Below are 26844 nucleotides of genomic sequence, written 5' to 3' on the forward strand. Positions count from 1 at the left end.
CCGGGTGCCGGGGCTGGTCAGGGAACTGTCCTCAGGCAACGACAGGTCGCTGGTCGGCCACGTGAGCGCGCAGATCAGCTGTGCCGCCCGTGGGGTCGCGCTGGCCCACCGGCTCGTCGACGGCCAACTGCCGCCGGCCGTGGCCCGGCAGCTCGTCGCAGAGATCGAGCATGAGGGCGACGCCCGCCGTGGGGACCTGATCGGACGGCTGCGCCGCAGCGTGACCTCGCCGGTGGACCGTGAGGATCTGTTCCGGCTCTCCCGCGGCGTCGACGACGTGCTCGACGCGGTACGCGACTTCGTGCGCGAGTTCGACCTGTTCGGCGAACTGCCGCGGCCCCTGTACGGGCCGGTGCTGGATCGGCTCGCCGACGCGCTGAGCCGGCTGGACGTGGCGGTGGGACTGTTGGCGACCGGGCCGCGTGAGGCGGCGCTCGCGGCGGTGGCCGCCAAGAAGCCGGGCGTGCGGGCGGCCTACCAGCTGGCTGTCTCGGACTTGCTGGGCGAGCCTGTCCCAGGGCGCGACCTCGTGACGATCCTGCTGTTGGGCCGCCTCGACCTGGCCGGCCAGCGTCTGGCGGCGGCTGCCGACGCATTGGCCGATGGCGTGATGAAGCGTTTCCAGTGATGTGAAATTCGCGCAATCTATGTGCACTTTTCGCTGCCGAAAAGTGATCTTGCCTAGCGTGAACCGGCCCGATAACGTCGCTTCACCTCGGCATTCTGTTTCGACCATGGTCCGCGATGATGAAACTCTTGTGAAAACAACGTTCTGGATGTTAAATCTCACATGTGCCGCTCATGCTGGCCGCAACCCCTCACCGCGGCCCGGCGGCTTATCTGGAGGAAGCAATGTTGAGTAGACGTCACCTCGCCGCGGCACTGGCCGCGGTGACCGTGCTCGGCTTGAGCGCGTGCGGCGACGGCGACGGCGCCGCCGCCGACGGGCAGCAGACCGTGACCTTCTGGCACTCCATGGCCGGCGCCAACGGCGAGGCCGTCGCCTACCTGGTCGACCAGTTCAACCAGCAGCACACCGGCAAGATCAAGGTCGAGGCGACGTACCAGGGCAAGTACAACGACTCGCTCACCAAGCTCAAGGCGTCGGTGCAGTCGCGGCAGACGCCGAACCTGGTGCAGGTCTTTGAGATCGGCACTCAGCTCATGGTGGACACCAAGGCCACCGTGCCGTTCGCCGAGATGGCTTCCCAGGCCGGCATCGCCACCGACACGATCGAGCCCGGCATCGCCAAGTACTACACGATCGGCGGCAAGCTGCAGTCGCTGCCGTTCAACGCCTCGGCACCGATGCTGTTCTACAACAAGACCGCGTTCAAGAACGCCGGCTTGGACCCCGCCAAGCCGCCGACCACCATGAGCGAGCTGGCCGAGGCGGCCAAGAAGCTGACCGTGAGCTCCGGTGGCAAGGTCACGCAGTACGGCGTGGTGGCCTCCATCGACGGCTGGCTGGTGGAGCAGATGCTCGCCGCCGGCGGCGTGCAGTACTGCGACCAGGACAATGGCCGGTCCGGCCGGTCGACCTCGGTGAGCTGGAACAACGACCAGCTCCGCAGCGTGGTCACCACCTGGGCGGGGCTGGTCAAGGACAGCAACCTGCTCAACGTCGGCCGTAACAACACCGACGCGTCGGCGGCGTTCCAGGCCGGCCGCGCCGCGATGCTGCCGTTCACCTCCGCCAACCTGCGCGACATCATCAAGGGCGCCAAGTTCGAGGTCGGCGTCGCCAACTACATCCGGCCCGACGGCACCCAGCCCAGCGGCGTGTTCAACGGCGGCGCGTCGATCTGGACGATGGCCGGGCACCCGAAGGCGCAGCAGTCCGCGGCCGGCGAGTTCCTCAAGTACCTCGCCTCGCCCGAAGCGCAGGGCTACTGGGCCGCGCACACCGGATACATCCCGGTGGTGACGACGGCCGCGCAGACCAAGGAATTCACCGACGTCCTGGCCACCTACCCGGACTTCGCCAAGCCCGGAGCCGAGCTGCGTGACGCCGCCGCCACCCCGCCCAGCAGCGGCTGCCTCATGGGCGTCATGCCGCAGGCGCGGGACAAGATGAACGACGTCATCGAGTCCGTGATCCTCGGCAAGTCCACCGCCGACAAGGCGATCACCGACGCCCAGACCTCCATGTCCGACGTGATCGCGGCGTACAACAAGTCCGTCGGCAGCTGAAGGAGCACCTCACCGTGACGACACTCGTCGGACACCGGGGCGCTCCCACGCTCCGGACGGAAAACACCCTCCCCTCCCTGCGGCTGGCGAGCGAGCTCGGCGCCGACGCCGTGGAGTTCGACGTCCGCTCCAGCAGCGACGGCGCGCCGATCCTGCTGCACGACCGGACCCTCGAACGCTTCTGGGGCGTGCCCCGTACGCCCGGCGAGCTGACCCTCGACGAGCTGCGGCGGCTGCGTACCGGTGATCCCGACGAGCGCATCCCCACGCTCGCCGAGGTCGCCGAGACCGTGCCGATCCGGCTGGTCGTCGACAACAAGGAGCCGGCGCTGGTACCTGCCGTCGCCACCACGCTGCGGGCGGCGGGCGCACTGGACAGGTCGGTCTTCATCGGCGAATGGCAGGTGCTCACGGTTGTCCGCGAGCACCTGCCCGAGGCGGAGATCGTGCTGTCCTGGGTCGGCCCGGACCTGCCGCCCGACGATCTGTTGCAGTCGGTCCGGCCGCAGGCGCTCAACCTGCGTTTCGACAGCCTCACCGAACAGTCCGTCCACCACGCCGCCGGCCTCGGGTATCGCATGTGGACCTATTGCGTGGACGACCCGGCCGCCACCGAGCGGGCGCTGGCCTGGGACGTCGAAGGCCTCATCAGCAATGACCTGGCCGCGGTGCGGCCGACCCTGACGAATGCGAACCGATCATGAGCAATCTGCAGGAACTGCACGACTTCGCCGTGGACCTGGCCCGAACGGCGATGGCGACGATGGCCGCCAGCAAGCCGCAGCCGGACGACGCCGCGACCAAGAAGGACCTCGCTGACTGGGTGACACCCTTCGACCAGGCGATCGAGCGCCACACCCGGAGTGAGATCGCCCGCCGCTACCCGCAGCATCGGGTGATCGGCGAGGAGTACGGCGCCGCCGACAGCCCCTCGACGGGAACCTTCACCTGGTACGTCGACCCGATCGACGGCACCACCAACTTCGTCCACGGCCTGCCCTGGGCATCGTTCAGCCTGGCCGGCTACGACGAGCACGGCGTAGCCGTCGGCGTCGTCGCGGACGCCGCCCGCGCCGAGGTTCTCAGCGCCGTGCGCGGCGGCGGCGCGTGGATCGACGGCGAGCCGGCCCGATGCGGATCAGCCACCGGCCTGGCGGGCGGCATCCTGCTCACCGAGTGGTCGGGCAATCAGCCGTGGCCGGGCATGTTCGACGTGCTCACGCAGGTCGCGGCCCGCTTCGGGGCGACCCGCATCATGGGCTCCTGCGCCCTGGCCCTGGCCAGCGTCGGCGTCGGCCGGGCGGCCGGGGCGCTGCTGCCGGGCCGGTACAACTTGTGGGACGTCGCTGCCGGAGCGCTGATCGCCCGCGAAGGCGGAGCCCACGTCTCTGCCAAGGACGGCGTGGACGAAGGCGTGCCGGCCGACGGCATACTGGCCGCTGTTCCCGGTGCCGCTGACGAGATCCTCGGGCTGTGGCGCGCCGCAGCCCCAGCGGCGGCAGTCGGTGCGTCATGACGACCGTGGTGGAAAGAACGGCGCCGGCGATCGCCGGAGCGCTGCCCGGACGGCGGCGACCGCGGTACCGGCCGGCTGAGATCGCGATCGCCGCGGCGTTCCTCGTGCCGTCCACGATCGTCTTCGCGTTGTTCGTCTTCTACCCGCTGGGTCGCACCATCTGGCTGAGCGTGCATGGCAGCGACATCTTCGGCAACGCCACGAACTTCGTCGGCTTCGAGCGGTACGCCGATTTCCTGAGCGATCCGAAACTGCGCGGCGTGCTGCCGGTCACGGTGCTGTTCGCGGTCTGCACGGTGGTGCCGACCGTGGTCATCGGGCTCGCGCTGGCGGTGGCGTTGCAGGCCAAGGTCAAAGGGGTCGGCTTCTTCCGCACTCTGATGGCCACGCCGTTCGCGTTCTCGGCGGCGTCGGCCGCCGTGGTGTTCGACGCCTTCTACAGCCCGAGCCTGGGCGTGTTCAACGGCATCCTCAGCCATCTCGGCCTGTCCGGAGTGGACTGGCTGACCAACCCCGCGACCGCGCTGCCGAGCGTCGCCGCGGTGTCGGTGTGGCGGGACCTCGGCTACGCGGTGCTGGTGTTCTCCGCCGGGCTCCAGGCCATCCCGGAGGAGCTGCTGGAGGCCGCCCGGCTGGACGGCGCCGGCCGATGGCGCATCCTGCGCGGCATCATCCTGCCGCTGCTCACGCCGACCATCTTCTTCATGCTCGTCGTCTCGACGATCGGCTCACTGCAGACCTTCGGCGAGATCAACATCATGACGGGCGGTGGACCCGACGGTGCGACCACCACGCTGGTCTACGGCCTGTACAAGTCGGCCTTCGCCTTCGGCGCGTCCGACTTCGGCCTGGCCTCCGTGCAAGGCGTCGTGCTCCTGCTGCTGGTCATGTCCATCACCGCCATCCAGTTCCGGGTGCTGCAACGGAAGGTGTTCTACTCGTGATCCGGCTGCGCCGCGCCGGTACCGTCGCCGGCCTCGTCGTCCTCGTCGCCATGGTGGTCTTCCCGCTGTACTACGCGGTGGCCGGCTCGGTGATGAGCCGCGACGACCTCACACGGTTCCCGCCCGCTCTGTTCCCGACCAGCCTGCACGCGAGCAGCTTCGCCGACGTGCTGCACGCGATCCCGCTGGGACGCCAGTACGCCAACAGCATCCTGGTATCGCTGGCGATCGTGGCCGGCGTACTGGTCACCTCGGTGCTGTCGGGCTATGTCTTCGCCTTCCTGAACTTCCCGTTCAAGAAGCTCGCGTTCGGCATGTTCCTGGCGACCATGGCGGTACCCGCCGAGTCCATGATCATTCCGAACTATCTGACGATGGCCGACTGGGGCCTGATGAACACCTTCCCAGCGCTGTTCCTGCCCTTCCTCGCGGCCGGCTTCGGCACCTTCCTGATGCGGCAGTTCTTCCTGAGCTTCCCCCGCGAGGTCTGGGAGGCGGCCAAAGTCGAAGGCTGTGGTCATCTGCGGTTCCTGTGGAAGATCCTCGTGCCGCTGTCCCGGCCGGCCCTGGGCACGCTGGCGATCCACGCGTTCATCAGCAGTTACAACCACTACTTCTGGCCGCTGCTGGTGACCAGCACCCCGAAGATGCAGACCCTGCAGATCGGCCTGGCCCAGCTCAACTCCGTGGAGGAGCGGGCACCCGATGTCATCTTCGCCGGCGTCGTGCTCGCCATCATTCCGATGCTGATCATGATCTATCTGTTCCAGCGCCACCTCGTGCGCGGACTGACCGCAGGAGCGGTGCGATGACCGTCGAACGTACCCTGGCCGTCGGCGAGGTCGCCGGCACCGGCACGGCCGCCCCCTACCATCGGCTGCGATTCGCCCCCGGCGAAGTCCACTCCACGCGGACCGACTTCGTGCCCGGTCCGGCGCCGAGCGGCGACCACACCGTCATCGCCACCCTCGGCCACCTGACCGACCTGCACATCGTCGACCCCGGAACGCCCGCTCGGCTGGACTTCGCGATGCGTACGGGTGCCGGCGCGGACGGCTGGGGCGGCCTGGTGGACTGGGTTTTCCGGCCCCACGAGGCGCTTGCCCCGCACGCGGCCGCGGCGATGATCCAGACGCTGGCCGGCCTCGACCTCGACGTCTGCGTCGTGACCGGCGACAACATCGACAACGCCCAGACCAACGAACTGTCGGCGTATCTCGCGCTGCTCGACGGGGGCCGGGTCGAGCTGAGCCCGCACGGTTATCACGGACCGCAACGCCTGGACTGGGCCGACCCCTGGTACTGGCAGCCAGACCCCGGCGACGACCGGTACAAGCAGATGTGGGGCTATCCCACCCATCCGGGTCTGCTGGAGGCTGCCACCACCGCGTTCACCGCACCGGGTCTGGGCCATCCGTGGCTGGCCTGCCTCGGTAACCACGATCTGCTCGTCGGCGGCTCCACCGCGACCGGACCTGGGCGAGCCGCGCTCGCCGCACTGGCGACCGGCGACGGCAAACCGATCGCGTTGCCCGATCCGGAGACACGGCAGGCCCTGCAGCAGTTCCTCACCGATCCGATGACGCTGCTGTCCGGTCCCACCCGGACGGTGCCGGCCGTGCCCGGCCGCGCGTTCGCCTCCGCGGCCGATTTCGTGCTCGCTCACCGGCATCCCGCCGCCCGGCCGGCCGGGCACGGCTTCACCGCCGGCAACGAACACGACGGCACCGCCTACTACAGCTACGACCCCGTGCCGGGGCTGCGGATCGTCGTGCTCAACACCGACAATCCGCACGGGCACTGGGACGGCAGCATCGACAAGCCGCAACTGGACTGGCTCGCCGACCAGCTCCGAGCCCAAGGCCCGGACGATCCGCTGATCGTGCTCGCCTCACATCACGCCACCAGCTCGTTGCGCAACGGCTACGGGGTCTGCCCGGACCATCCCGGCGAGCGCGCGTACGCCGATGAGCTGCTGCGGCTGGCGGTGGGCTGCCGCAACGTGATCCTGTGGCTCAACGGCCACCACCACGCCAACCGGATCGTGGCCCACCATCGCGGCGACGGCGGCGGCTTCTACGAGGTGACCACCGCGGCGATCGCCGACTGGCCCGTGCAGGCCCGGACCCTGCAGATCGCCCGCGAACGCGACGGCGGCCTCTGCATCACCAGCACCCTGATCGACCACGTGGCGCCCGCCGTCCCCGGCGCGGACCGCTACACGTCGACCTGGCTGGCCTCGTTGCACCGCGAGCTGGCCTACAACGACGCCGTCCGCGCCGGGCGTACCGGTGCGGTCGGTGGCGCCCTGGACCGCAACGTCCGGCTGCGCCTTCCCGCACGTTCCTGAGGCACGTCACCCACCGAAGGGAGCACAATGCGCCGCCCCCTCCTGGCACTGGCTCTGGTGGTCCTGACCGCGACCGGTTCCGGGGTACTGACCCCGGGCCTCGCCGCGGCCAGCACCGTCACCGTCACCAGCGGTTCCACCAAAGTCCTGTTCCTGCGGCCCAACCTCGACCCGGTGCCCGACTCGGCGTACGCCACGCCCGACCCCTACAAGACCGGGTCGCAGTTCACCCCGTACCAGACGACCGGGCTGCGCGACGAGATCGACTCGCTCGTCCAGGCGTCCTCCGCCGGCTCCACGTTGTACGCCTCCCTGTACACCTTCACCGACCAGGCGATCACCGACCATCTCCTGGCCGCGCACGCTCGTGGCGTCAAGGTCCGGCTGCTCATCGAGGCGTGCACCGACGGCGACCCGGCGGTCTGCGACCAGTCGGTGCAGGTCGACTCGCTTGTCGCCGGGCTGCCCGCGTATTCCACGAGCGCGACCGGGTCCTGGGTGAAGCAGTGCTACGCCTCCTGCGCCGGCGGCGGCGTCGGGATCGACCACAACAAGTTCTGGGTGTTCAGCGCGCTGTCGGACGGACGCACCGACGTGACCGTGGTCGCGTCGAACAATCCGACCAATCCGCAGCAGCAGATGTTCCAGAACATGGTGGAGGTCTCCGGCAACGCCGCGCTGGCCACGGCGTACCGCGACTATGCCGCCCGCAAGGTGGCCGTCACCGGCACCACCAAGGTGTACGAGACCGGGCATGTGGATGCCGGAGCGTTCCGGATCTGGTTCTCCCCACGCAACTCTCCGAGCACCGCCGAGGACACCGAGATCACCTCGTCCTTCAGCCCGGAGAGCACCCGCCACGACGTGTTCGCGGCGGCCATCGACGACGTGCAGTGCTCGACGACCGCCACCGACGACATCATCAGGATGGTCATGTGGAGCTTCCGGGCCGCCCGCCCGGAGGTCATCGACGCGCTGGGCGACAAGGCCGACGCCGGCTGCACGGTCGAGGTGGCGACCGGCGAGCATCAGGACGCGATCGCGGGCCTGGCCGCCCGGGGCATCCGGGTGTACTCGATGGACCCCGGCGGCTGCCGGCAGTCGTTCTTCGCAGTGGGCTCCGGCGTCAACAGCGAGTGCTCCGACGGCAGTGCGCACTCGAAGTACCTGCTCACTCAAGGCGTGTCCCGCAAAGACGGCTCGACCCACGCGTACGTCTACACCGGATCGCACAACCTGACCAACGGCGCACTGAAGAAGAACGACGAAACCCTGATCCGGGCGGACGACGCCACCGTCTACAACGGATTCGTCGCCGACTACGACGCGATCAAGACCGCCGTCATCGACATCGCCCCGTCTCGCTATCCCGACGCCGTCTTCTCGACGGCCAACGCCAGCGCGACCGGCGACCAGTTCGAACCCGCCGTAGCCTCCTATCGCGGCACCGACGGGCACACCACGAGCGTGGTCGCCTTCAGCTCCGGCCTGCTCACCGGCACCGGCAACGAGATCCGGCTGGGCCGGTTCGTCGACGGCGTACGCCAGTCCGAGGTCGTGGTCCGGACCGGTGGCAGCACCGGTTGGAACTACAAGACACCCGACGTCGGGCTGGCGTCCAACGGCGACGCCGTCGTGGTGTGGGCCGACGACAGCAACGGCAACGGCGGATATGAGATCCGATCCCGCCGGGTACACCCCGACGGCACCATGACCTCGATCGTCAACGTCAACAGCCAGGCTGACGGGGACCAGAGCCAGCCGTCTGTCGCGGTGGTGCCGGACGGCCGGTTCGCGGTCGCCTGGGAAGACCTGTCCACCGCGGGCGCCAGTTCGATCCGCTACGCCTCCTTCTCGGCCGCCGACGCCCGGCTCTCCACAGTGACCAGTGGCTATGACGTGCCGGTCCAAGCAGTCGCCGGCGGCACGTATCACAAGCCGGACGTCGCGGTGAACTCGTCCGGTACCACCGTGCTGGCTTGGGAGGACGACGAGGACGGCAACGGCGGCTACAGCATCCGCGGCATCACCGGCACCCTCGCCGGCGTCTTCGGCTCCATCGTCGCCGTGCACACCGGTGACCTGTCCGACGGCCAGCAATGGGAACCCGCGGTGGCGATCGGATCCGGCGGAACCTGGTACGCCACGTGGACCGACGACTACACCGGCCGAACCGGGTCCGACGGCAACCCGCAACAACAGATCTACGTGCGTGGGTTCACCGGCACGACGGCCGCCTTCGCGGCGCGTACCGTCAGCGGCCCCATCTACACCTGGTCGGTGGACACCACCGGCGCGTACGCGGTGACGACGCAGACGGCGTACCAGTCAGATCGGGTGGGACGTCAGGCCCACTCGGACGTCGCGGTCGACGGGACCGGCAACGCCGTGGTGACCTGGCACGAGACGGGACAGGCCACCGGGCTCACCAGCGCGAGCAGTGGGTCGGAGGTCTGGGCCCGCGGCATCGGGCCGACCGGCGCGACGACGAACCTGTTCCCCGAGAGCCGGCTGAGCGTCTTCACGGCCAACCGGCAGGACGACCCCGCCATCGGCGTCGACCAGAACGGCACCCTGACGGTCGTCTACGTCGACGACTGGGACGGCAACGGCGGCACCCAGCTCTACCTCCGCTACGGCCTGCGCAACTGCGCACAGACCTGCTGATTGGAACGAACGAAGCCACGAGCCGGGCGGTTCCTGCCGACCGCCCGGCTCGGCGGCGAGGTAACCTTCGCCGGTGTCCAGCCCGCCTTCTCCGGCTCTGACAGCTTCGACGGCTCCGCCGCCGATCGGCAGCGCCGCTTGGGATCATGAGCTTGTCGCGCTGGGGATCGACCGGGCGACCGTGGACCGAGAGCTCGACGAGGCGCTCGTAGCCGCCAGGGAGAGCGGATCGGCCGAACCCGACGGACACGACGTCTACCTCGACGACGCGTCGCCGGAGACCGCAGCCGTCCTGGTGCTGTTCCATCAGACCAATCCCTCGTACTCCGCGCTGATGTACCTGCGTTTCGTCTGGAACGGCGCCGGCCGGATCCTGCGGGACTGGATGGTGCGCCAGTTCGCCGCGATGCTCGTCCACGGTCCGGAGCCGGTCGCCGAGTCGGCCCGGCTCGCCCTCAACGTCGACTATTTCGAGGATCATCGCATCGTCGACGAGGTGTTCGACCAGCTGCTGGCGCAGGTGCCCTTGGCGCAGTCACAGTGGCTGCTGCGCGCGGGAGGCCCGCTGCCGTGGCCACGCAAACGTTCGCTCTTCCTCGCGGCGGCAGAGGTTCCCGCGTTGCACGCATCGCTGGCGGAGGGGATCGCCGCATCTTTCTACCGCGTGTACGGCGACGTCGACGCGCCCGAGGCGGCAGAGCTGGTCCAGCGCATCGACATCGCAGACGACGAGATCAGATCAGCGCTGTTCGAAGCCACGACCGGGCCGATGCTGATGCGTACCGGGTCGGCGATCGTGGTGACTGACGCGCGGTGGGCGTACCCGGACTCCTTCCTGCTGGAGATGGCCGTCGCCGGAAGCAGGAGGCGCTGGTCGGCGCGGCCCGAACTGGTCGTCGACGGGCAGTTGCGCGGTCGGCTGATGCACTGGTCGTATCCGCTTCAGCGCGAACTCGAACACGACGTGCTACGCGGCCGCGCCCTGGAGAAGGCCGGCTGGAACCGGATTGAGGCGTATCCAGCCGACGCCGCGGACTGGATCGACCGGGAGGTCGAAGTGTGGCCGCGGAAGCTGCGGGAGTACCTGTCCCGGAGATGATCGGTCGGATGGGTCGCGGGGCACCGGTGAGTCATTTGGTCGGCAGCTGCCCGTACACGGCGGTCTCGACGAAGTCATAGCCGAGGTCGAAGCGGATGCCGTCCGGGTTGGTCAGGCGCGCATCGCGGTACCAGCCCTGGTCGGCTTCCGGGTGTGGCCCGACGACGCCGACGCGCCCCGAGCCGAAACTAGCGACGACGGCGGCCGGCGCGCCGGTGTCATAGGTGGCGAGCACCGTCGCCGCGGCGCCGTCGTCGAGCCGGAACAGCGGTCCGTCCTGAAAGTACATATGGCGTTGCTGGCTGCGCCAGGTGATCGGGATGACGGTGTCGTCGTCGCTGTCGGTGCTGGCGCCGGGAGTGCCGATGTACTGGCCGACGTCTCCCGGCAGCAGCCCGAATCCGGGATTGCCGGCGGCGAGGTAGGCCCCGAGGCAGAACCCGAGATACGTGCCGCCGTTGTCCACGAAGTCGCGGACGTAGGAGCTGTAGTCACGCAGCTGACGCCAGGTACGGTTGACCTGGCCTCCGCCGGGCTGGACGTAGACGGTGGCTTCGGCCAGTTCGTCCGGTGAGATCTGGCGGTCCTCGTCGGGGCCGCAGTACGCGGTGCGGAACTTCGTGGGGCCGGAGCGCAGGAGGGCAGCCACGGACTCCGAGCATCCGGAGCAGGACGCGCCGCCGCGATAGATCAGGGCCAGGGGCTGCGGCTCCGCCGGAGGCCGGTTGGCCTCTCTGAACCAGGCCATGCCGGACGCCGCGGCCACGACGCCGACGGCGGCCCCGCCAATGAGTAGTTGTCGCCGATTCACCGTGATGCCTCCGAGCTGACGGGGATCGTGGCGGGATCGCCACCTGGCTGGCCGGCGACGGGCGCGTTCGCCGAGGTCCTGTGGGGTTGTGTTCGTCGTTGGCGGCGCGAGGCCGGTGTCGTCCACCGGCGGCCTGCTCGGGTCAGCGCGGTGACGAGCGCTTCGAGTGGACCCTTGCCGATCGTCGCGCGTACGCAGAGCCCGAGGAGCAGCACCCCGCCGAGCTGCACCAGGAACCCGGTGGTCGGCGTGTAGGTGTCGTAGCTCGAGCTCATGAACACCGTGTGCAGGGTATATAGGGTAAGCGTGATGCTGCCGGCCGCGCCCAGCGGCGTCTGCACCGCGGCCACCAGCCAGCGCAGCGCGGTGGGACGGGCGATCCGGGCGAGGAGCAGCATGATCCCGAGGAGGGCGACCGCGGTGCCGGTGGTGCCGAGCAGGTCGAGCGGGGTGCCCGTGTGCGGGGAGTCGATCGCGAGCCACCACCACGTGGAGGTGGGCGCGGTGCCGTCGCCGCCGAGGTTGAGCATGTCGAGCGTCTCGTATTCGTCCAGCGTGCTGGCGTACTGGGCCGGCCAGATGTGTTCCAGCGCGAGCTGCGACAGGCGCGACGCGGTCACCGCGGCCGCGACGGCGAACACCGTCCCGGTGGCGAGCAGGGCGATGGCCGTACGCAGCCTGGCCAGGTTCAGCCGCCCGATGACGATGCCCGCGCACAGGTACGCCATCCACGTCAGCGCCGGGTACATGCCGGTGATCGACAGTTGGGTGAGCGACTCGAGCGGATGCGTGAACAACCACCCGAACGTGAGGTTCGGCTGGGTCGGCCCCGTCAGGCGGGGGAGCCAGAGGTGGGTGAGCACCGGCATCCCGCCGGCCACCGCGACCCCGGTGAACGCGACCAGCCAGGTCGGCAGGAAGACCAGCGGGATCGTGAGCAGGAGCATGACCGCGTAGTAGGGCAGGATCACAGTGGCGGTCGCGGCGTCCGTGTAGCCCAGGGCGAACCCGATCGCTGCGATCGCCAGCGCCCGGATGAGCAGCGCGGTCATCGTGGGCAGCGCGGCCGATGCGCGTACGCGTCGGCGGCCGGTCAGGAACGCGATGGTGACGCCGGTGAGGACCGCGAACGCCGCCGCGGCCCGTCCGGAGAAGATCGTCGTCGACCAGGTCGGCTGGCCGAGCGCGTCGGTGTCGTTGAGCGAGTGGACGGCGATCATGCCGAGGAGGGCCGCGCCCCGGGTTGCGTCGACCGCGAGAATCCGTCGCCGGTCGTCGGCCGGTACGGGTGCGGTCGGTGGTGGTGCGGCTGCCTCGCCGGCACGCGGTTTCAGGGCCTGATCGGTCATGGCGTCAGAACCTCGTCCACCAGGTCGAGCCCGAGGTCGGTGCCGAGGACGCCGCCGGAGTCCAGCTTCGCGTCGGCGTACCAGCCTTCGTCGGCCTCCGGATGCGGACCGACCACGGCGACCCGGCCCGCGCCGAACCCGGCCACCATGGCTGCGATGGCGCCGTTGGAATAGGTGGCGACGACTGTCACGTCCGCGTCGCGGCGGGTCCGGAAGTACGGTCCGTCCTGAAAGAACAGTGTCCGTTCCCGGCCCCGCCACGAGACGCGGACGAGCGTGTCGTCCTCGGAGTCGACGGTGGCTCCGCGAGAGGCGATGTATTGGTCGGTGTCGCCGGGCAGCAAGGCGAACCCCGGCGTCGCGCCGGCGAGGTAGCCACCGAGGCAGATGCCCAGGTACCGGCCACCACCGCGGACGAATGTGCGGATGTCCTTGCGGTGGCGGCGCATGTGCCGGTACGCGTCGGCGAGCGTGTCCCCGCCGGGTTGCACGTAGAGCGACGCCCCGGCCAGTGTCTTCGCGGACAGTGGGAAGTCCTCGTAGGGGCCGGCGTAGCGTACGTCGAAACCCCGTGGGCTGGTCTTCAGAAGTCGCGCCGCCGCCTCCGGGCAGCCGGGCAGGGACGCGGGTCCCCGGTAGACCAGTGCGATCGGCGCGTCCCGGAGCGACGTCGGCCCGGATAGCCGCCGGGTGTCGGGCATCGCCGGCTTCATGACGGTTCTCGCGGGGACGGGTTGTCCAGCGTCAGCGCGGTGCAGCGGACGCCGCCGCCGCCCTTGGCCAGTTCGGTGGTGTCGAGTTCGAGCACGCGCAGGCCGCGTCCGCGCAGCACGGCGGCGAGCCGGGGTGCGTGGCGGGTCATCGTCACGGTGGTGCCGTCGCTGATCAGGTTGAGCGCGAACTGTGCGGCTTCGTCGATCCCGACTTCGATCAGGTCCAGGCCGAGCCGTTGCAGACGCCCGCAGCTCGGCAGGTCGAGGGCCTGCGGGCAGTACGCGAGCGTCCGCGTGTCGATCACCCCGACGGCCAGATCGAGGTCGTACCAGCGCGGGCTGACGGTACGCAGCGGCACCACCTCGTAGCGCAGTTCCTTGGCCAGCACGGCGTGCATGCCGCGATCGGTACGCTGCCCGTACCCCGCGAGCAGCAGGTCGCCACAGGCCAGCGCGTCGCCCTGACCGCTGAACGGGAAAGGCGCGTCGAGGACGTCGAACCCCCGGCCGGTCAGCCAATCGTGGAAGTACGGGATCTCCGCCTTGCGTTCCGGCGGCGGGTAACCCAGGACTGCCCGGTTGCCTCGGACGACGGCGGCATTGGCGGTGAACACCATGTCGGGGCAGTGCGGCGCGGAGGGCACGTACTCGACTCGGCGGCCCGCCAGGCGGTGCGCGGCGACGATCTCGTCGAGCTCGGCGGCGGCCGCGGCCGGGTCGGGTTGGACCTCGGTGTGCATGTACGGATTGATCTCGTAGTCGATGCGGAAGTGGGCGGCGTCGGATACCAGCAGTTCGGTGTTCATAGGTCTCTCCATTGATGTCGGTTGCGGTCGTGGAGCGTGGAAGTCTCTTAGGGCACGCCTTCGGCGGGGATGCCGCGCCATCGCGTACCGGGGGTGAGGTGCTCGCCCTTCATCAGCAGGGACAGCGGTCCCAGGCTGACGTCGTCGCCGACGACGGTGTCGTAGAGCACGATCGATCGCGTGCCGATGCTCGCGCCGGGGCTGATCGTGACGAACGACATCTTCATCACCCGGTCCTCGAACAGATGCGTCTGCAGCGACACCTCGAGGCCGACCGTGGCGTCGTCGCCGATCTCGACCAGGTCGTGCTCGGTGAGATAAGTGGTGCCGATCCATGTACGCCGTCCGATGCGGGCCCCGAACCAGCGCAGCACGGGCGGCAGGAACGGCGTACCGACGAGCAGCCCGACGCCGGCGGGCACCGCGGCCGCCTCGTAGAGCCCGGTGACGAATTCCGAGCGCCGGACGAACGGACTCCACAGCGGTTCCACTCGCGGGCGGTAGGTGCCGATGATGTTGCGCTTGGTCGCCGCGCAGAACGCGATCACGGCGACACTGGTGGCGATGGCGACCAGCGGGGACACCAGTGCGGGAACAAGCAGATCACGGCCGTTGGCGAGCCACGACAGCACGAACAGGTAGAGGTAGATGCCCGCACCCAGCATCGACGCGGGCAAGGTCGCCCGGAAGAACTCGATCGCCAGCCGCTGGGCCAGCACCCGGCGCGACGGGCGGTAGGTCTGCGCCTCCGAGAAGGAGCCGCTGTCCTGGCGTACCGGCAGGTACATCGCGGGCGAACCGAGCCAGGACGTGCCCGCCGGGACGCCCGCCGGCGGTGGCAGCGTGCCGACGCCGATCAGCGAGCCGTCGCCGAGCCTGGTGCCGGAAGGCACGAACGCCGCGTTGCCGACGAACGCCCGGCTGCCCACGGCGGTCGGCAGGAACGCCAGGCGGCCGTTGGCGAATGTGGCCGCGCCGACGCTGGCCATGTCGGCGACGAAGCTTTCGGGTCCCAGCGTGAGCAGGTCCGGGTCCAGATGTGCGGCGGTGGAGACCTCGGACCGGGCCCCGATCCGGGCGCCGAGCATCCGCAGCCACGGCACGGTGTAGAGGGTCGCGTACAGGGAGTTGGTGAACATGAGGCTGAACTCGAGCAGCTTGTCGGCGACCCATTTGCGTACGCCGAGCCACGACCGCGCGGAGTGCATGCCGATCCGTGCCCGGGGCAGCACCAGCCGTTTGCCGATAGCGACGACCGCGCAGACGGTGAGGACGTAGACCGGTCCGGCGGGCACCGTGGCCAGCAGCCCGGCCAGGGTGCCCCAGTTCAGCAGCGCCCACCACACCATGGCGACGCTGGGCAGGATCATGACGATCGCGCCGAGCTCCAGCCCGATCAGGCCCAGCACGGCGGCGAGGATGTGGTGCGGCCACCAGCCACGGCGCGGAGCCTCCATGGCGAGCATGGCCTCCACGACGCGGTTGATCTCCTGCGTCGGCGTCGCCGGGGACCCCGACCAGCGCGCCCCGGCGGGGACGGATTCGCCGCGGCTGAGCACCGACTGCTCGCCGAGGCCCGCGTTCGCGCCCACGGCGGTGCCCGGTTCCAGAACCGCATTGGCTCCGACGAACGCCTGCCGGTCCACGGAGATCGGGGCGATGATCAGCCACCCGTCCTCCACATGCCACGGGCGCAGCGCCACGCCGTATCCGATGGACGCGTCGGCCCGGATGTCGATCAAGGTGGGCAGACTGATCGCACTGGTCGCGATGGTGGTCCGACGGCCGATCCGGGCTCCGAGCAGTCGGAGGTAGAGGCCCATCAGCGGGGAACCGCTCAGCACCGGCAGCGGCCCGATCGCGAGCAGCATGTTCAGCGCCCAGAGCCGGACGTAGGTCGGTCCCCACAACGGGTACCGTCCCGGCCGGATGCCCGCGGCCAGCGGCCTCGCGAGCAGCGCCGGGACGAGCCAGCGTACGCCGAGGTAGCTGACGAGGGTCGCGGTCATCAGCTGGATGAGCACGCCGACCGACACCTCGCCGTTGTTGCGGGTGTAGACGAAGGAGACCGGCAGTGTGATGAGCAGGGACAGTAGGTAGATCGCGGCCGCCTGGCCGGCGCCCGCGCCGGCGATCCGGCTACTGCGGTGCCGCAACGGTGCCGTGCGGGCCGGCGCGGTCGTGGCTGCGGGCCGCACGGTGGCACCCAGGTGCGCGGCCAGGCCGCTGATGGTCGGGTGGTCGTAGAGGTCACGCACCGCCGGGCTCGCACCGACCTTGCGCGTACGCAGCAGCGACACCACCCGCGCCGCCAGCAGCGAATGCCCGCCGAGGTCGGTGAAGAAGTCGGCGGTCACCGACAGCGCTTGCGGTTCGATGCCGAACGCCTCGGCCCACACGGCGCGTACGTGTATCTCGAGATCGTTCTGGGCGGCCACGACGGGACCGTCGGTGCTCATGAGCCGCCGGCCGACCGGGGCGGGCAGCTTCGAGCGGTCCACCTTGCCGCTCGGCATGGTCGGTAGGGCGGCGGTGACGTCGATGTAGGAGGGCACCATGTAGCCGGGCAGCCGCTCCTGCAGCGTGCGGTGCAGTCGCTGGACCAGCGCCTCGTCGCCCTCGCCGGGCTCATCGGGCGAGGCGAGGACGATGTAGCCGGACAGCTCTCGCGGCGCGTCCGGGTCGTCGCCGAGGGGCATGAGCGCCACCACCGCCTCGGACACAACCGCGTCCTCCATGAGCACGCTCTCGATTTCGCCGAGATCGACACGGTGGCCGCGGATCTTGACCTCCGCGTCGGCCCGTCCCAGGTACTCGATCTCGCCGTCGGCGGTGAGCCGGCCCAGGTCGCCGGTGCGGTACAGCCTGCTGCCGGGCGGCGCCGACGGGTGCTCGATGAACCGGTCCGCGGTCAAGTCGGGTCGCCCGACGTAGCCTCGGGCCACTCCCGGCCCGCCGATGCAGATCTCGCCCACCTCGCCGTCGGCGACCGGGCGGCGCTCCTCGTCGAGCAGGACGGCTGAGTAGGTGGGCAGCGGTTTGCCGATCGTCACCGTGCGTCCCGGGCGCAGCTCGCTCCAGATGGCCGTCACCGTGGTCTCGGTCGGGCCGTACGTGTTGAGGATCCGCCGATCGGGACGGCCCCACCGCTCGACCAACTGCCCAGGGCACGCCTCTCCGCCGACCATCAGGTTGCGGATGCGGGGCAGGTCCCGCGGGATGGTCGCCAGCAGCGTCGGTACGCAGTAGAGCACGGTGATGGCGGCGTCATCGAGGAAGTCGGCCAACTCCGCGCCCAGCCGGCGGGAGTCCGTCGGGCCGGCCACCAGCGTCGCCCCCACCGACCAGGTCGGCCAGATCTCCTCGATGGAGAAGTCGAAGGCGATTGTCATCCCCTGGTAGACCCGATCGCCGGGACGCACGTCGTACACGCCGGGGACCACGTCGAGGAAGTTGCAGATGCTCGACTGCGCCACCGCGACGCCCTTGGGCCGGCCACTGGAGCCGGAGGTGTAGATGATGTAGGCGAGCGGGTCGTCGTCTTCCTCGCCGAGCGTCGGCCGTCCGGCAGGCGCCTGGCGCAGCTCGGCCTCGCACCGGTCGAGCGCCAGGACGGGCCGGTCCAGGCCGGTCGTACGCTCCAGCAGGTCCGTGGCCGTCAGCAGAAGATCCACGTCAGAGTCGTTCGCGATATAGGCGACCCGGTCGGCTGGTGAGTCCGGATCGATCGGCACGAACGCCGCGCCCGCCTTGCCCACCGCCAGTAGTGCGACGTACGTCGCCACCGAGCGGTGCAGCAGGATCGCAACCCGGGCGCCGTCGCCCACCTGGAGGCTGCGGAGATGGTGCGCCAGCCGATTCGCGCGCTCGTCGAGTTCCCGGTAGGTCAGCCGCTCGCCGTCGCATTCCAGCGCGACGGCGGTGGGGCAGGCGTCGCATGCGACGTCGAACACGTGATGCAGACGCCGCACGTCTGGCGTCGCGTCGCCGGGGTCCTCGATCTCCACGGCCGGCGGAGCGGCTGAGCGCAGGACGATCGTGCGACCGCCGATCCGGACACTGTGGACGCCACGCACCGGCGGCGTCGTGACGCCGGTGTTCGGCTGGCTCACGGATAATGTCATTGCTCCCCACCATGCGTGTCGTCAGCGGATCGCTCCTGGTGCCGTCCTTGTGCCGCAGGCGTCCGAGGGCGCAGGCCGCCAAGGACAGTCATGCCGGAGCATGCTGCTGATGGTTTGTCGCGTGATCGCCGTCGAGCAGTCCGCGACGGACATCTTCAGGCGGAGACACCGAAGATCGTCACGGGGTAGATGTCACACAGCGGCGTCAAAGGCTGATGGTGGCGCAGCGTCACCTCAGGGTGGCGGCGCTGCGAGCAGCGCCATCAGCATCTCGCCTATGTGGACGACGGCGGATTGGCATCCGGGCGCGCCGCCGAGGTGGCAGCGGCGCGACTCAGGGCGTCGCAGGCTCCTGCCTGCTGATTATGCCGATTAAGCCGATTATGTCGATTGTGGAGCGGAACTAGGGCGGATCATTCATGTGGCGTGGGGTTTCCCCACAATTGCACTTAGACCACATGAAATGGGACATCACGGAGGGAACGCTAGCACAGCCAACCAGCCGCGGAGCCAATGTTCAGAAGGTCGCGAAAATACCTGTACAGACCATTGTGGATCGGCGGCGTCACCGCGCGGAATGCCGGAGTCGCGCGAACGGAAGGGGACGCTGGTTCCGTTGCGCACCTTGCATTCCATGCTTCAGCTGTAGCTGGATCCGTGCCGTCCCGACGCGGCCAAACGGCCATCCTGCCGGTGGGGTTGGTCGTAGAGTCGTGGTCATGGCCCACAACCGCGCGCCGCTCGACGATGCCATGATCCAGACCGGTTTAGGTGACCTGCCGAATTGGCGGGGCGACCGGTCAGGCATCACGCGCACCGTCGAACTGCCGTCGTTCCCGGCCGCGATCGCGGTCGTCGACGCGGTGGCCCAGGTGGCCGAAGAGATGGATCACCATCCGGACATCGACATCCGATGGCGTACCCTCACCTTCCACAACGTCACGTATTCCGAGAAGGCTGTGACCGCGCTGGACTTCCAACTGGCCCGGCGAATCGACGACGTGGTCGCCCGCTACTGATCCACCCGGCACCCCTCGCCAGAGTCGGCAGTCGATCAGGCCGCCGGCAGGCTGGAGATCGCCACCGCGAGCTGATCCAGGCCGCCCGCGATCGCCGCATGCCCCGTGGGCGAGATCTTGCCGGCCGCGAGCAGATCGTCGTTCTTCTTCTGGATCGCGGCTAGCTTGTCCTCAGCTTCCGGCCGTTTGCCCTCGGCGACGAGGCGGCTGAGATCGTCGAGCAGGTGGTCCAGCGCGTCGCCGTTCTTGGGCTGCAGCAGCCAGGTCGGATCCGGTCGGCTTATCAACGTCCTGAGGTCCAGGATCTGATCCGACGCTGAGCGCGGCGACGGCGAGGGCGACGGTTTCGGCGACGATTGCTGAGAGGGCGCGGAGGTCGCCGACTCCCAGGCGATCTGAGCAGGACCCAAGCTCGGCGTCGGCGAAGCCGACTCCGGGGCCGTCGTGCTGGGGGAGGGCGAGAAGGCGGCGGCCGGCGGCTGGACGAGCTCTTGATCCGGCCAGGCAAGCACGAGCGCGGCCGGAACGACGATCGCTGCCATGGTGGCGACCCCGAGCCGGACCAGGGGCCGACGGCGCCGCGGCGGTTCCACTGGGTCGGCGGCCGTCTCGGGGGCGGACCAGCGGATGAGTTCCGCCTGCACTTCCGCGGCGGACGCCGGGCGTAACGCGGGATCCTTGGCCAGCAGCTGATCGACCAGGCGGTCCAGATCTCCCGGAAGTTCCGGTCGTCGCGCCCGAATCGTCGGCGGTTCGTCGCAGAGCTGTTCGCAGGCGATGTCGAAGGCCTCTTCACCGGCGAACGGCGTGGTCCCGGTGAGCATCCGGAACAGCACGCACCCGACGGCGTAGAGATCCGCCCGCCCGTCCAGCGGCAGCCCGGCGACCTGCTCCGGCGACATATAGCTGATCGTGCCCGGCGCGACGTAATAGGCGGTGAGCGCAGCGGTGTCCAGGAGCCGGCTGATGCCGAAGTCGGTCACCTTCACCGTCTGGTCACCGGTGAGCAGGATGTTGCCCGGCTTGATGCCGCCATGCACGACGCCTGCCGCGTGCGCTGCTGCGAGCGCATCGCACACCTGGCCCATCACCGCGGCCGCTTCGGCGACGGACATCGCACCGTCGGCCAGCCGGCCCACGACGCTGGGACCGTCGACCAGCTCCATGACGACGTAGGCGACGCCGTTCTCGGAGCCGCTGTCCCAAAGGCCGACGATGTTCGGATGCGACAGACCAGCCAAGGTACGCGCCTCGTCATGGAACCGCGCCCGCTGTTCGTCATCGCGGCCCAGCTCTGAGCCGTCCAGTATCTTCACCGCGACAGCCCGGTCGTACCGGCGATCCCAGGCACGCCAGACCGTGGCGGTGGTGCCGCTGCCGATGGTCTCATCCAGCCGGTAGCGCCCATTCAGCACCCGCGACGACACGAGCTATCCCTGCTCAGGTATGCGCCGGGCACGGTGAACCGCGACGATGAATACCACGTCAGCCACCCTCCATCGGCATCCATGCGGCCGTTGCGTCCACTTCCCTGGAAGCCGTCGATATGCCAAACGTATGGGCCCGCGACTCGGTGGCGACCTGGCGGCCGAGTGCTGGTCACAGGAAGCGGCGACCGCTTGGGCAACTAGTGCGACGGTGCGATGGGCAGTCGCACCATGACGCGGAGCCGCCATCGGGCCGGGGGATGAGGCTGAGTGTTCCGTCATGCGCGTGGATGATGCTGGCGACGGAGGCAGTGCTGATGTCGGCGGTGGCCGCGCTGCTCGGCACCGTGATCGGCATCGGGTTCGCGTGGGTCGCCTACCGGACGTTCATCAAGCCGGCCCTCAGCGGCGCCACGATGCGATTCCCCGTACCGTCGCTCGTCCGCGTCGTCCGCGTCGTCCGCGTCGTCCGCGTCGCCGGCATGGCCGGACTGCTCGCGTGCGTACTGCCCGCCCGCCGGGCCGCCCGAGTGACTCCGGCCTTCGGCCTATCGCTCGACTGATCCGATGATCCCCGCTGACCGCTACGACTGTTGGCGGTCGGAGGAAAGGTCCGGCCATATGCCGGTTCCGACGAACGGCTCGGGCGGCGACCACGCCGGGCCGCGTCGAAGCTCTGCGATCGTCGATTCGACGCGGTCGGCAGACACCTCGATCGGTGGCGCTGATGGGTCGACTGGCCTCTCCTGCGCCGAAATGATCGACAGAGCCCTCGACACGAGGTCGCGGAGGTCGCAGTCGTCGGCGTACGCCGCGGCGAAGACTTCCTCGTCGAGGACGATGGCGGCCCGTTCCCAGGGCTGCTCGGGTCCGGTCAGTCCCTCGCGGCCGTCCTTGCGAAGTGTTCCGTTGAGGCGGGCGGTGTAGGCCAGTCCCATCGCGGTGATCGCGCGGAAGGGTGTGCTGTAGGGATCGAACTTCTTCGGCACCGAGGGCGGGATGTCGGTGAAGCCGAGGGCACGGATCAGTTCGAAGATCTGGTCACCGGCGAACATGTGTGCAGCCTCATCGCCCTCATGGGCGACGACATCAGCCCCATACGCCACGACGGCGTCCAGTCGTCGACGCGCGACCGACAGACCCGCGGCGTACGCCCAACCGGCGATGTCGTCGGCTACTTCGGCCGGAGCACGGGAGGCGGTGAAGTCCGGACGGTGCAGGAAGCCACAGTCGGGCAGCTGCTGAGGTCGAGGCAGGTGCACCGAGCTGACGAGCCGGGTTGGCGTCGCCCAATGCGCCTGGGCACACCAGTCGTCACTGACATACGCGGCAAGGACGGGTTCATCCCACAGCCGCGTCAGATACGCCACCGCATCCTCGAACTCCGGCGGATCGTCGACGCCCTGCGTCTCCAGAACCTGCCAGCCTCCACCGAGTTCGCGTAGCCGCACATGCCGGTGGCCGATGCGCTCGATCGACGGTAGGGCGGTCAAGCGCATCGACGATCGCGTCAGCACGATCGACACGAAGTAACCCACCGGCGAAGGATAAGGTGCCTGTCAGCCGATGGGGCGGACGGCGGCGTCGCGGGCCAGGAGAAGCCCGACGATCCACGACAGGACTAGATCTCCATCAATACGCGGGTCTCGGGCGGCTCGCCGGGCAGCACCTCAGCGATGAAATAGATCGGCGGTTCGACCTTCGCGGTGCATCGGAACTGCCAGGCGCCGATCGATTCATCGAACGTGCCAGGCGACATCTTCAGCATCTGATAGGGGATCTTCGACGGCCAGGAGTCCAGGTCCACGATCGCGGCGAAGATGGCCAGCCGTGCGATGAGGGCTGCGTCGTGCTCGCCGAATGGGCCGTCGGGCGACTCCCGATGTCGGGCGAAGACGGATTTCAGCAGCTCGTGGGCGACATTGCCGAGTACGCCCGACAGCGCTGCGGAGCCGACCCATACCACTGCCTGCAGCATCACCTCGGGCAGCTGGAAATGGTGGGCCCGGAACGCCGTGTAAGCATCGGGCTCCCACTCGACTCCATCGTGTGGCGGAATCGGGACAGTGGGTTGCCAGCGCGTTTGGTCGGCGACGATGCCGTTGAGCAGGGTCAGCCGGTCCAACGTAGACATGCCGTCGAGATAGCCAGTCATCGGTCAAGGGTAAGGTGGGAGCGAGATGATCTTAGGAGGATGTGGGTGACGGGGGATCGCGGCCGGAGCGCGATGAGAATGGGCCTTAGCGCGCGACGCCGGTGGAGTCCCGTGCTGGTAGCGACACTGATGCTCGCGGCCGGCTGCGCCATCGGCAGCGACCCGGGTGCAGTGGGGGAGAGTCCGTCTTCGAGTACCGAGCAGCCAAAGGCCGGTGACTGCCGGGTCGCGCTCCGCACCTACCAGATGAAGGTCGATTGCCTGGAGCCGCACAGTGCTGAGACGGTTTTCGTCGCGTCCCTGACCGGGGCGCTCTCGTCGGCTTCGGAGCCGCCGAAGGCGACCGACGAAGGCCTGCCCGTAACGTTCGAGACCTGCGACCAGAAGGCACAGGAGTACCTGGGCGTCGATTGGCGGAGCCTGCCGATGCGCCTCGGGACGGAGATGCCGGGTCCGTCTGACTGGGACCAGGGCAGCCGCTGGATTCGGTGTGCGCTTCACCTTGTCGACCTGTCAACCGCCGAACTCATCACCTTCTCCGGTTCCTTTCGCCGAAATCTGGCGGAGCTCACGCTGGATTGCCTCACCTCGGACGGCGCCAGCCAGCCGGCGATCGCGAGAGCGGATTGTCGTGAACCACACAACCTCCAGCTGGCGGGCGTCACCAGTCTGGACGCATCGCAGCCCAATCCCGCCGACGACGACTGGACCGCGGCAGAGAAGGCGTGCGAACCGATCGTCCAGAAGTTCGTCGGCCTGACCAGGTCGCAGTACGACAGCGGTTACCGCGTCACCATGGCAGCCTTCGCTGACAAAACGTGGTGGCAGGCCGGCGACCGCGTCGTGCAGTGTTTCCTCGATCTAGGCGCCACGACGATGACCGGGTCAGCCAAAGGCAAGGGCACCAGGGTTCCGCACTACACCTGAGAAGCACGGACCGGTCATGACTCAGCAGCGAAGCCTGCGCGTCGTCTGGCACCATGGCGCGAATGGTGACTAGCGTGCCGATGTTCTGGGTTGGCGGCACCCCGGGCTCCGGCAAGTCGACGATAGTGCGCCGGCTCGCCCGCGAGCTCGACCTCGCATTGCACCCGGTGGACGCGTACACCTATGACCACCTGGAGCGGCTTGGCACTCTCGGGCCTCCACTCGATGACGTGCTCGCGTTGGGCCCGGTGGCCGCGGCCGATGACTTCGAGCGTGCGTCCGCGCTCCGGCTGCCGACCGTGATGGACGACGTCCGAGCTGCTCAAGTCGCTGGGGTGCCGACACTCGTGGAGGGGCCGCAACTGCATCCAGGAGCGGCGGCGACGTGGTCGCCTGTCGGTGCGATCTGGCTGATCACCACCGCCGAGCGTACGCGGGTGGCTCGACGGCAACGGCTCGTGGAAGGAGACCACGCGGCCCGTGTCCGGGTGGAAGCGCTGGTCGAACGGGACCAGCTGATCAGTGCGCGGCTACGATCAGCGGCTGCGGCTGCCGGACGCGCCGTCGTGGAAGTCCCGACCGACGTCGATTGGGACGATGTGGTGGCCTCGGTGCGTACGGCCATCCACACCGCCACGGCGCCCTTCGCGCGGTTGCGACCCGGGCGGGAACTGGCGTCGCGACGACGTGCTGAGAACGACGTCGTCCATCGGCAGATCGTGGCGCACGAGCGGCATGTCGATGCGACCCTCCCGGCCTTTCCGTACGCGTGTGTGTGCGGCCAGAGCGGCTGCACTGACACGACCCCGGCCACGTCGGCCGAGTACCTTGGGCGCAGGTGACACCTCCAGCCGTCAGGAACTGGACGCAGGCTTTCAGTCGCAGGGTTCGAACATGTTCGAGATGTAGCTGATCTTGCCGCTCCCGTCGGCTCGATCGCCCGCCCAGGTCATCGACGACGTGCGCGGCGTAGTCACGAGGTACATCTCGAAGGTGTCGAGCCACTCGCCGTTCGCGTCCGGGATCGCCTTCATCGCCGCCTTCACGGTCATCGAGGTCGTGACGTTGTACGGCAGGCGAACGGTGTCGGGGAGCTTTCCCGGGCGGACAGTCCAGCCGACCAGCTGGGCGTTGGACCGGCCCGGTCGGCGGATCGTGACCTCCAGCGCGCCCCATTCGAGGCTGCGCCGAGCCTCCGGGTTTCCGCCCAGCGAGCAGGAGGACCAGTCAGAGGTCTTGGTCGGAGCGCCGAACAGATCTTTCAGGCGCTTCTCGATGTCGGCCGTGGTGGAGTCGACACGGATCTTGCCGACGGTCGTGCCGGTCAGCAGGATCCTCGGCGGGCTGTCGAGGGTGGCCGAGACGTCGGCGCCTTCGCGGACGTCCTTGCTCCAGGTGTCGATGGCGAGGTCGGCGAGTTGGGCGGCGGCCTTCGCGAGTTTGTAGTACTTGACCGCGTCGAGCGCTTTGGAGAGCCGGAGGTACTGCGCCTTCTTGTCGGCCATGACCCGGACGACGCCGGTGTCCGGGTTCTTGAACGCCAGCGCCGCACGCTCGGTCTTGAAGACCTCCTCGAAGCAGCCCGCCAGGTTGGCGATCGCCGTGATCATCAGTCCGCGGTTCGCTGTGCGTACGCCGTCGGCCAGGCCCTTGGTCGACGAAAGGAGGCTGCCGAAGCAGTTCAGGACGGCCACGCCGAGCTTCTTGCCGCCCGGCATCACCAGGTCGAAGTCGCTGACGTCCAGAGCTGCGTTGAGCAGCACGGTCGGCAGTGCCACGGCGATGTCGGTACGCACGTATCCGGTCACATGAACCGGGTCGGCCGGCTGGCGGAAGGTGAGGTCGACCTCGCCGAAGGGCGGCAGCGCGATCGTCCGGTCGGACTTGAGGGTCCGGGTCAGCGCCGCGTTCAAGAGTTCGACCAAGGTGGTCGGCCACATGGGACTGGTGATGCCGGACGGTTTGGCGGACAGTTCCAGCCCGACTGGGAAGGCCCGGTTGTTGACCACCTTCAGCCGTACGTCCGAGCCGGCTGACTCGGCGCACGCGAAGATCTGGGCGTCCGCGCTCGGCACGATGACCAGATCCTTGAACCAGGCCGGTCGACCGCCACACGTCGGCGCTGCGGCCCGGGTGCCGAGCGCCTGCCCGAGCCCGAGGCGCAGGTCGTCGAACCAGCCGAAGTCCGTCAAGTGACTGGATTCGGCGGTGAGCGTGGTGCCCGACCGCTGCGAGGGAACCGGAATCCATTGCTGCGTCGTGGATTCGAGGTACGCGACAGTGGCCGTGTCCGGTGCGGTCGCGGGGACGGTGAAGGTCAACGTCACAGCACCGGCGACAGGCTCACCGCTGTCCGTCGTGATCGACACCGCGTCGCGTACGACTGCTTTGTCATTGGCAGGCGCGACGCCCGCGAGGACGAGGTTGCCCGGAGGCAGTGCGTCGGCGGCGGCCTCGACGACCAGGTGGTGAGTTTCGTCCGCGAGCTTGACCGGCTGTCCAGCCTGGACGCTGGCGTGGACCGTCGGCGGTTTATCCGCGACCTTGTCGCCGCTGCACCCGGCCGCCAAGCCGAGGCTCATGACCAGCACACCCACCATCGCCAACCGTCGCATGGGGCCCCACCTGCCCTTTCGTCGCGTTCCAGGCCCCACACCCTGTCGGCGCGTTCCCCCTCCCGCAAGGCCGTCGCGGAGCCGCTGTACGCCGACCACGTGCGCCGGTCGTCGATCCGACACCCGCCA

At 69.0% G+C, this 26844-nt stretch carries 22 protein-coding genes; 13 read left to right on the plus strand and 9 right to left on the minus strand.

What is annotated here, in order from left to right; translation table 11 throughout:
* Positions 1 to 4 precede the first annotated feature (4 nt).
* From AB0M47_RS02555 to AB0M47_RS02595, 9 genes are all read left to right on the plus strand, one after another.
* Complete coding sequence (locus AB0M47_RS02555) at positions 5 to 628, plus strand: DUF47 family protein (protein ID WP_363407144.1); 624 nt, start codon at positions 5 to 7, stop codon at positions 626 to 628.
* Between the two features lie 227 nt (positions 629 to 855).
* Positions 856 to 2193, plus strand: a complete 1338-nt coding sequence (locus AB0M47_RS02560; RefSeq protein ID WP_363407146.1) for an ABC transporter substrate-binding protein — start codon at positions 856 to 858, stop codon at positions 2191 to 2193.
* A gap of 14 nt (positions 2194 to 2207) precedes the next feature.
* On the plus strand, positions 2208 to 2897 hold the full coding sequence (locus AB0M47_RS02565) for a glycerophosphodiester phosphodiesterase (RefSeq protein ID WP_363407149.1): 690 nt from the start codon (positions 2208 to 2210) through the stop codon (positions 2895 to 2897).
* A complete protein-coding gene (locus AB0M47_RS02570; RefSeq protein WP_363407152.1) occupies positions 2894 to 3709 on the plus strand; it encodes an inositol monophosphatase in 816 nt (271 codons plus the stop codon). The genes AB0M47_RS02565 and AB0M47_RS02570 overlap by 4 nt, the downstream gene beginning before the upstream one ends.
* A gap of 5 nt (positions 3710 to 3714) precedes the next feature.
* The gene (locus AB0M47_RS02575; protein ID WP_363407154.1) at positions 3715 to 4653 is read left to right on the plus strand and encodes a sugar ABC transporter permease; all 939 of its coding nucleotides are present in this window, start codon (positions 3715 to 3717) and stop codon (positions 4651 to 4653) included.
* Positions 4650 to 5465 carry a carbohydrate ABC transporter permease gene (locus AB0M47_RS02580; protein WP_363407157.1) on the plus strand — a complete coding sequence of 272 codons (816 nt, stop codon included), beginning with the start codon at positions 4650 to 4652 and terminating at the stop codon, positions 5463 to 5465. The genes AB0M47_RS02575 and AB0M47_RS02580 overlap by 4 nt, the downstream gene beginning before the upstream one ends.
* Positions 5462 to 7003: a metallophosphoesterase gene (locus tag AB0M47_RS02585; protein WP_363407160.1), complete on the plus strand. Its 1542-nt coding sequence runs from the start codon at positions 5462 to 5464 to the stop codon at positions 7001 to 7003. Before AB0M47_RS02580 ends, AB0M47_RS02585 begins: the two co-directional genes overlap by 4 nt.
* 27 nt (positions 7004 to 7030) lie before the next feature.
* Entirely contained in the window at positions 7031 to 9670 is a 2640-nt protein-coding gene (locus AB0M47_RS02590; RefSeq protein WP_363407163.1) for a phospholipase D-like domain-containing protein, read from the plus strand.
* A 73-nt stretch (positions 9671 to 9743) separates the two neighbouring features.
* A complete protein-coding gene (locus tag AB0M47_RS02595) occupies positions 9744 to 10769 on the plus strand; it encodes a hypothetical protein (protein ID WP_363407165.1) in 1026 nt (341 codons plus the stop codon).
* A 31-nt stretch (positions 10770 to 10800) separates the two neighbouring features.
* Here AB0M47_RS02595 and AB0M47_RS02600 read toward each other — a convergent pair whose 3' ends face one another.
* The 5 genes from AB0M47_RS02600 to AB0M47_RS02620 all read right to left on the minus strand — a co-directional run bounded on the left by AB0M47_RS02600 (position 10801) and on the right by AB0M47_RS02620 (position 18572).
* Positions 10801 to 11418, minus strand: a complete 618-nt coding sequence (locus AB0M47_RS02600; protein ID WP_363407168.1) for a BPL-N domain-containing protein — start codon at positions 11416 to 11418, stop codon at positions 10801 to 10803.
* A 158-nt stretch (positions 11419 to 11576) separates the two neighbouring features.
* Entirely contained in the window at positions 11577 to 12929 is a 1353-nt protein-coding gene (locus AB0M47_RS02605; protein WP_363407171.1) for a heparan-alpha-glucosaminide N-acetyltransferase domain-containing protein, read from the minus strand.
* Positions 12926 to 13630, minus strand: coding sequence for a BPL-N domain-containing protein (locus AB0M47_RS02610; RefSeq protein WP_363407174.1), 705 nt, complete (start codon positions 13628 to 13630; stop codon positions 12926 to 12928). Before AB0M47_RS02610 ends, AB0M47_RS02605 begins: the two co-directional genes overlap by 4 nt.
* 8 nt (positions 13631 to 13638) lie before the next feature.
* Positions 13639 to 14448: an arginine deiminase-related protein gene (locus AB0M47_RS02615; protein WP_363407177.1), complete on the minus strand. Its 810-nt coding sequence runs from the start codon at positions 14446 to 14448 to the stop codon at positions 13639 to 13641.
* A 47-nt stretch (positions 14449 to 14495) separates the two neighbouring features.
* A complete protein-coding gene (locus AB0M47_RS02620) occupies positions 14496 to 18572 on the minus strand; it encodes a Pls/PosA family non-ribosomal peptide synthetase (RefSeq protein ID WP_363407181.1) in 4077 nt (1358 codons plus the stop codon).
* Between the two features lie 719 nt (positions 18573 to 19291).
* On the opposite strand from AB0M47_RS02620, the gene AB0M47_RS02625 reads away from it, so the two are divergent.
* Entirely contained in the window at positions 19292 to 19591 is a 300-nt protein-coding gene (locus AB0M47_RS02625) for a 4a-hydroxytetrahydrobiopterin dehydratase (RefSeq protein WP_363407184.1), read from the plus strand.
* 35 nt (positions 19592 to 19626) lie between these two features.
* On the opposite strand, the gene AB0M47_RS02630 is transcribed toward AB0M47_RS02625, so the two are convergent.
* Complete coding sequence (locus tag AB0M47_RS02630; protein ID WP_363407187.1) at positions 19627 to 21018, minus strand: serine/threonine-protein kinase; 1392 nt, start codon at positions 21016 to 21018, stop codon at positions 19627 to 19629.
* A gap of 290 nt (positions 21019 to 21308) precedes the next feature.
* Here AB0M47_RS02630 and AB0M47_RS02635 point away from each other — a divergent pair, with 290 nt between their 5' ends.
* Positions 21309 to 21581: an ABC transporter permease gene (locus AB0M47_RS02635; protein ID WP_363407190.1), complete on the plus strand. Its 273-nt coding sequence runs from the start codon at positions 21309 to 21311 to the stop codon at positions 21579 to 21581.
* A 21-nt stretch (positions 21582 to 21602) separates the two neighbouring features.
* Here the strand turns inward: AB0M47_RS02635 and AB0M47_RS02640 are convergent, their stop codons facing one another.
* Together AB0M47_RS02640 and AB0M47_RS02645 are read right to left on the minus strand one after the other, a co-directional pair.
* On the minus strand, positions 21603 to 22556 hold the full coding sequence (locus tag AB0M47_RS02640; protein WP_363407193.1) for a hypothetical protein: 954 nt from the start codon (positions 22554 to 22556) through the stop codon (positions 21603 to 21605).
* 83 nt (positions 22557 to 22639) lie between these two features.
* Positions 22640 to 23173: a hypothetical protein gene (locus AB0M47_RS02645; RefSeq protein ID WP_363407195.1), complete on the minus strand. Its 534-nt coding sequence runs from the start codon at positions 23171 to 23173 to the stop codon at positions 22640 to 22642.
* A gap of 111 nt (positions 23174 to 23284) precedes the next feature.
* Here AB0M47_RS02645 and AB0M47_RS02650 point away from each other — a divergent pair, with 111 nt between their 5' ends.
* Both AB0M47_RS02650 and AB0M47_RS02655 read left to right on the plus strand, forming a co-directional pair.
* Positions 23285 to 24100 carry a septum formation family protein gene (locus tag AB0M47_RS02650; protein WP_363407198.1) on the plus strand — a complete coding sequence of 272 codons (816 nt, stop codon included), beginning with the start codon at positions 23285 to 23287 and terminating at the stop codon, positions 24098 to 24100.
* 74 nt (positions 24101 to 24174) lie between these two features.
* Positions 24175 to 24942 carry a hypothetical protein gene (locus tag AB0M47_RS02655; RefSeq protein ID WP_363407200.1) on the plus strand — a complete coding sequence of 256 codons (768 nt, stop codon included), beginning with the start codon at positions 24175 to 24177 and terminating at the stop codon, positions 24940 to 24942.
* Positions 24943 to 24975: 33 nt separating this feature from the next.
* On the opposite strand, the gene AB0M47_RS02660 is transcribed toward AB0M47_RS02655, so the two are convergent.
* Positions 24976 to 26715: a hypothetical protein gene (locus tag AB0M47_RS02660; protein WP_363407202.1), complete on the minus strand. Its 1740-nt coding sequence runs from the start codon at positions 26713 to 26715 to the stop codon at positions 24976 to 24978.
* Positions 26716 to 26844 lie beyond the last annotated feature (129 nt).

Source organism: Hamadaea sp. NPDC051192, from assembly GCF_040682475.1.
In the GTDB taxonomy this organism is placed as follows: domain Bacteria; phylum Actinomycetota; class Actinomycetes; order Mycobacteriales; family Micromonosporaceae; genus Hamadaea; species Hamadaea flava.

Excerpts from the sequence above, each read along its gene's own strand:
- AB0M47_RS02570 (WP_363407152.1), top strand. The coding sequence starts at position 2,894 with ATGAGCAATCTGCAGGAACTGCACGACTTCGCCGTGGACCTGGCCCGA.
- AB0M47_RS02585 (WP_363407160.1), top strand. The coding sequence starts at position 5,462 with ATGACCGTCGAACGTACCCTGGCCGTCGGCGAGGTCGCCGGCACCGGC.
- AB0M47_RS02590 (WP_363407163.1), top strand. The coding sequence starts at position 7,031 with ATGCGCCGCCCCCTCCTGGCACTGGCTCTGGTGGTCCTGACCGCGACC.
- AB0M47_RS02605 (WP_363407171.1), bottom strand. The coding sequence starts at position 12,929 with ATGACCGATCAGGCCCTGAAACCGCGTGCCGGCGAGGCAGCCGCACCA.
- AB0M47_RS02610 (WP_363407174.1), bottom strand. The coding sequence starts at position 13,630 with ATGCCCGACACCCGGCGGCTATCCGGGCCGACGTCGCTCCGGGACGCG.
- AB0M47_RS02615 (WP_363407177.1), bottom strand. The coding sequence starts at position 14,448 with ATGAACACCGAACTGCTGGTATCCGACGCCGCCCACTTCCGCATCGAC.
- AB0M47_RS02620 (WP_363407181.1), bottom strand. The coding sequence starts at position 18,572 with ATGACATTATCCGTGAGCCAGCCGAACACCGGCGTCACGACGCCGCCG.
- AB0M47_RS02625 (WP_363407184.1), top strand. The coding sequence starts at position 19,292 with ATGGCCCACAACCGCGCGCCGCTCGACGATGCCATGATCCAGACCGGT.
- AB0M47_RS02635 (WP_363407190.1), top strand. The coding sequence starts at position 21,309 with ATGATGCTGGCGACGGAGGCAGTGCTGATGTCGGCGGTGGCCGCGCTG.
- AB0M47_RS02645 (WP_363407195.1), bottom strand. The coding sequence starts at position 23,173 with ATGACTGGCTATCTCGACGGCATGTCTACGTTGGACCGGCTGACCCTG.
- AB0M47_RS02660 (WP_363407202.1), bottom strand. The coding sequence starts at position 26,715 with ATGCGACGGTTGGCGATGGTGGGTGTGCTGGTCATGAGCCTCGGCTTG.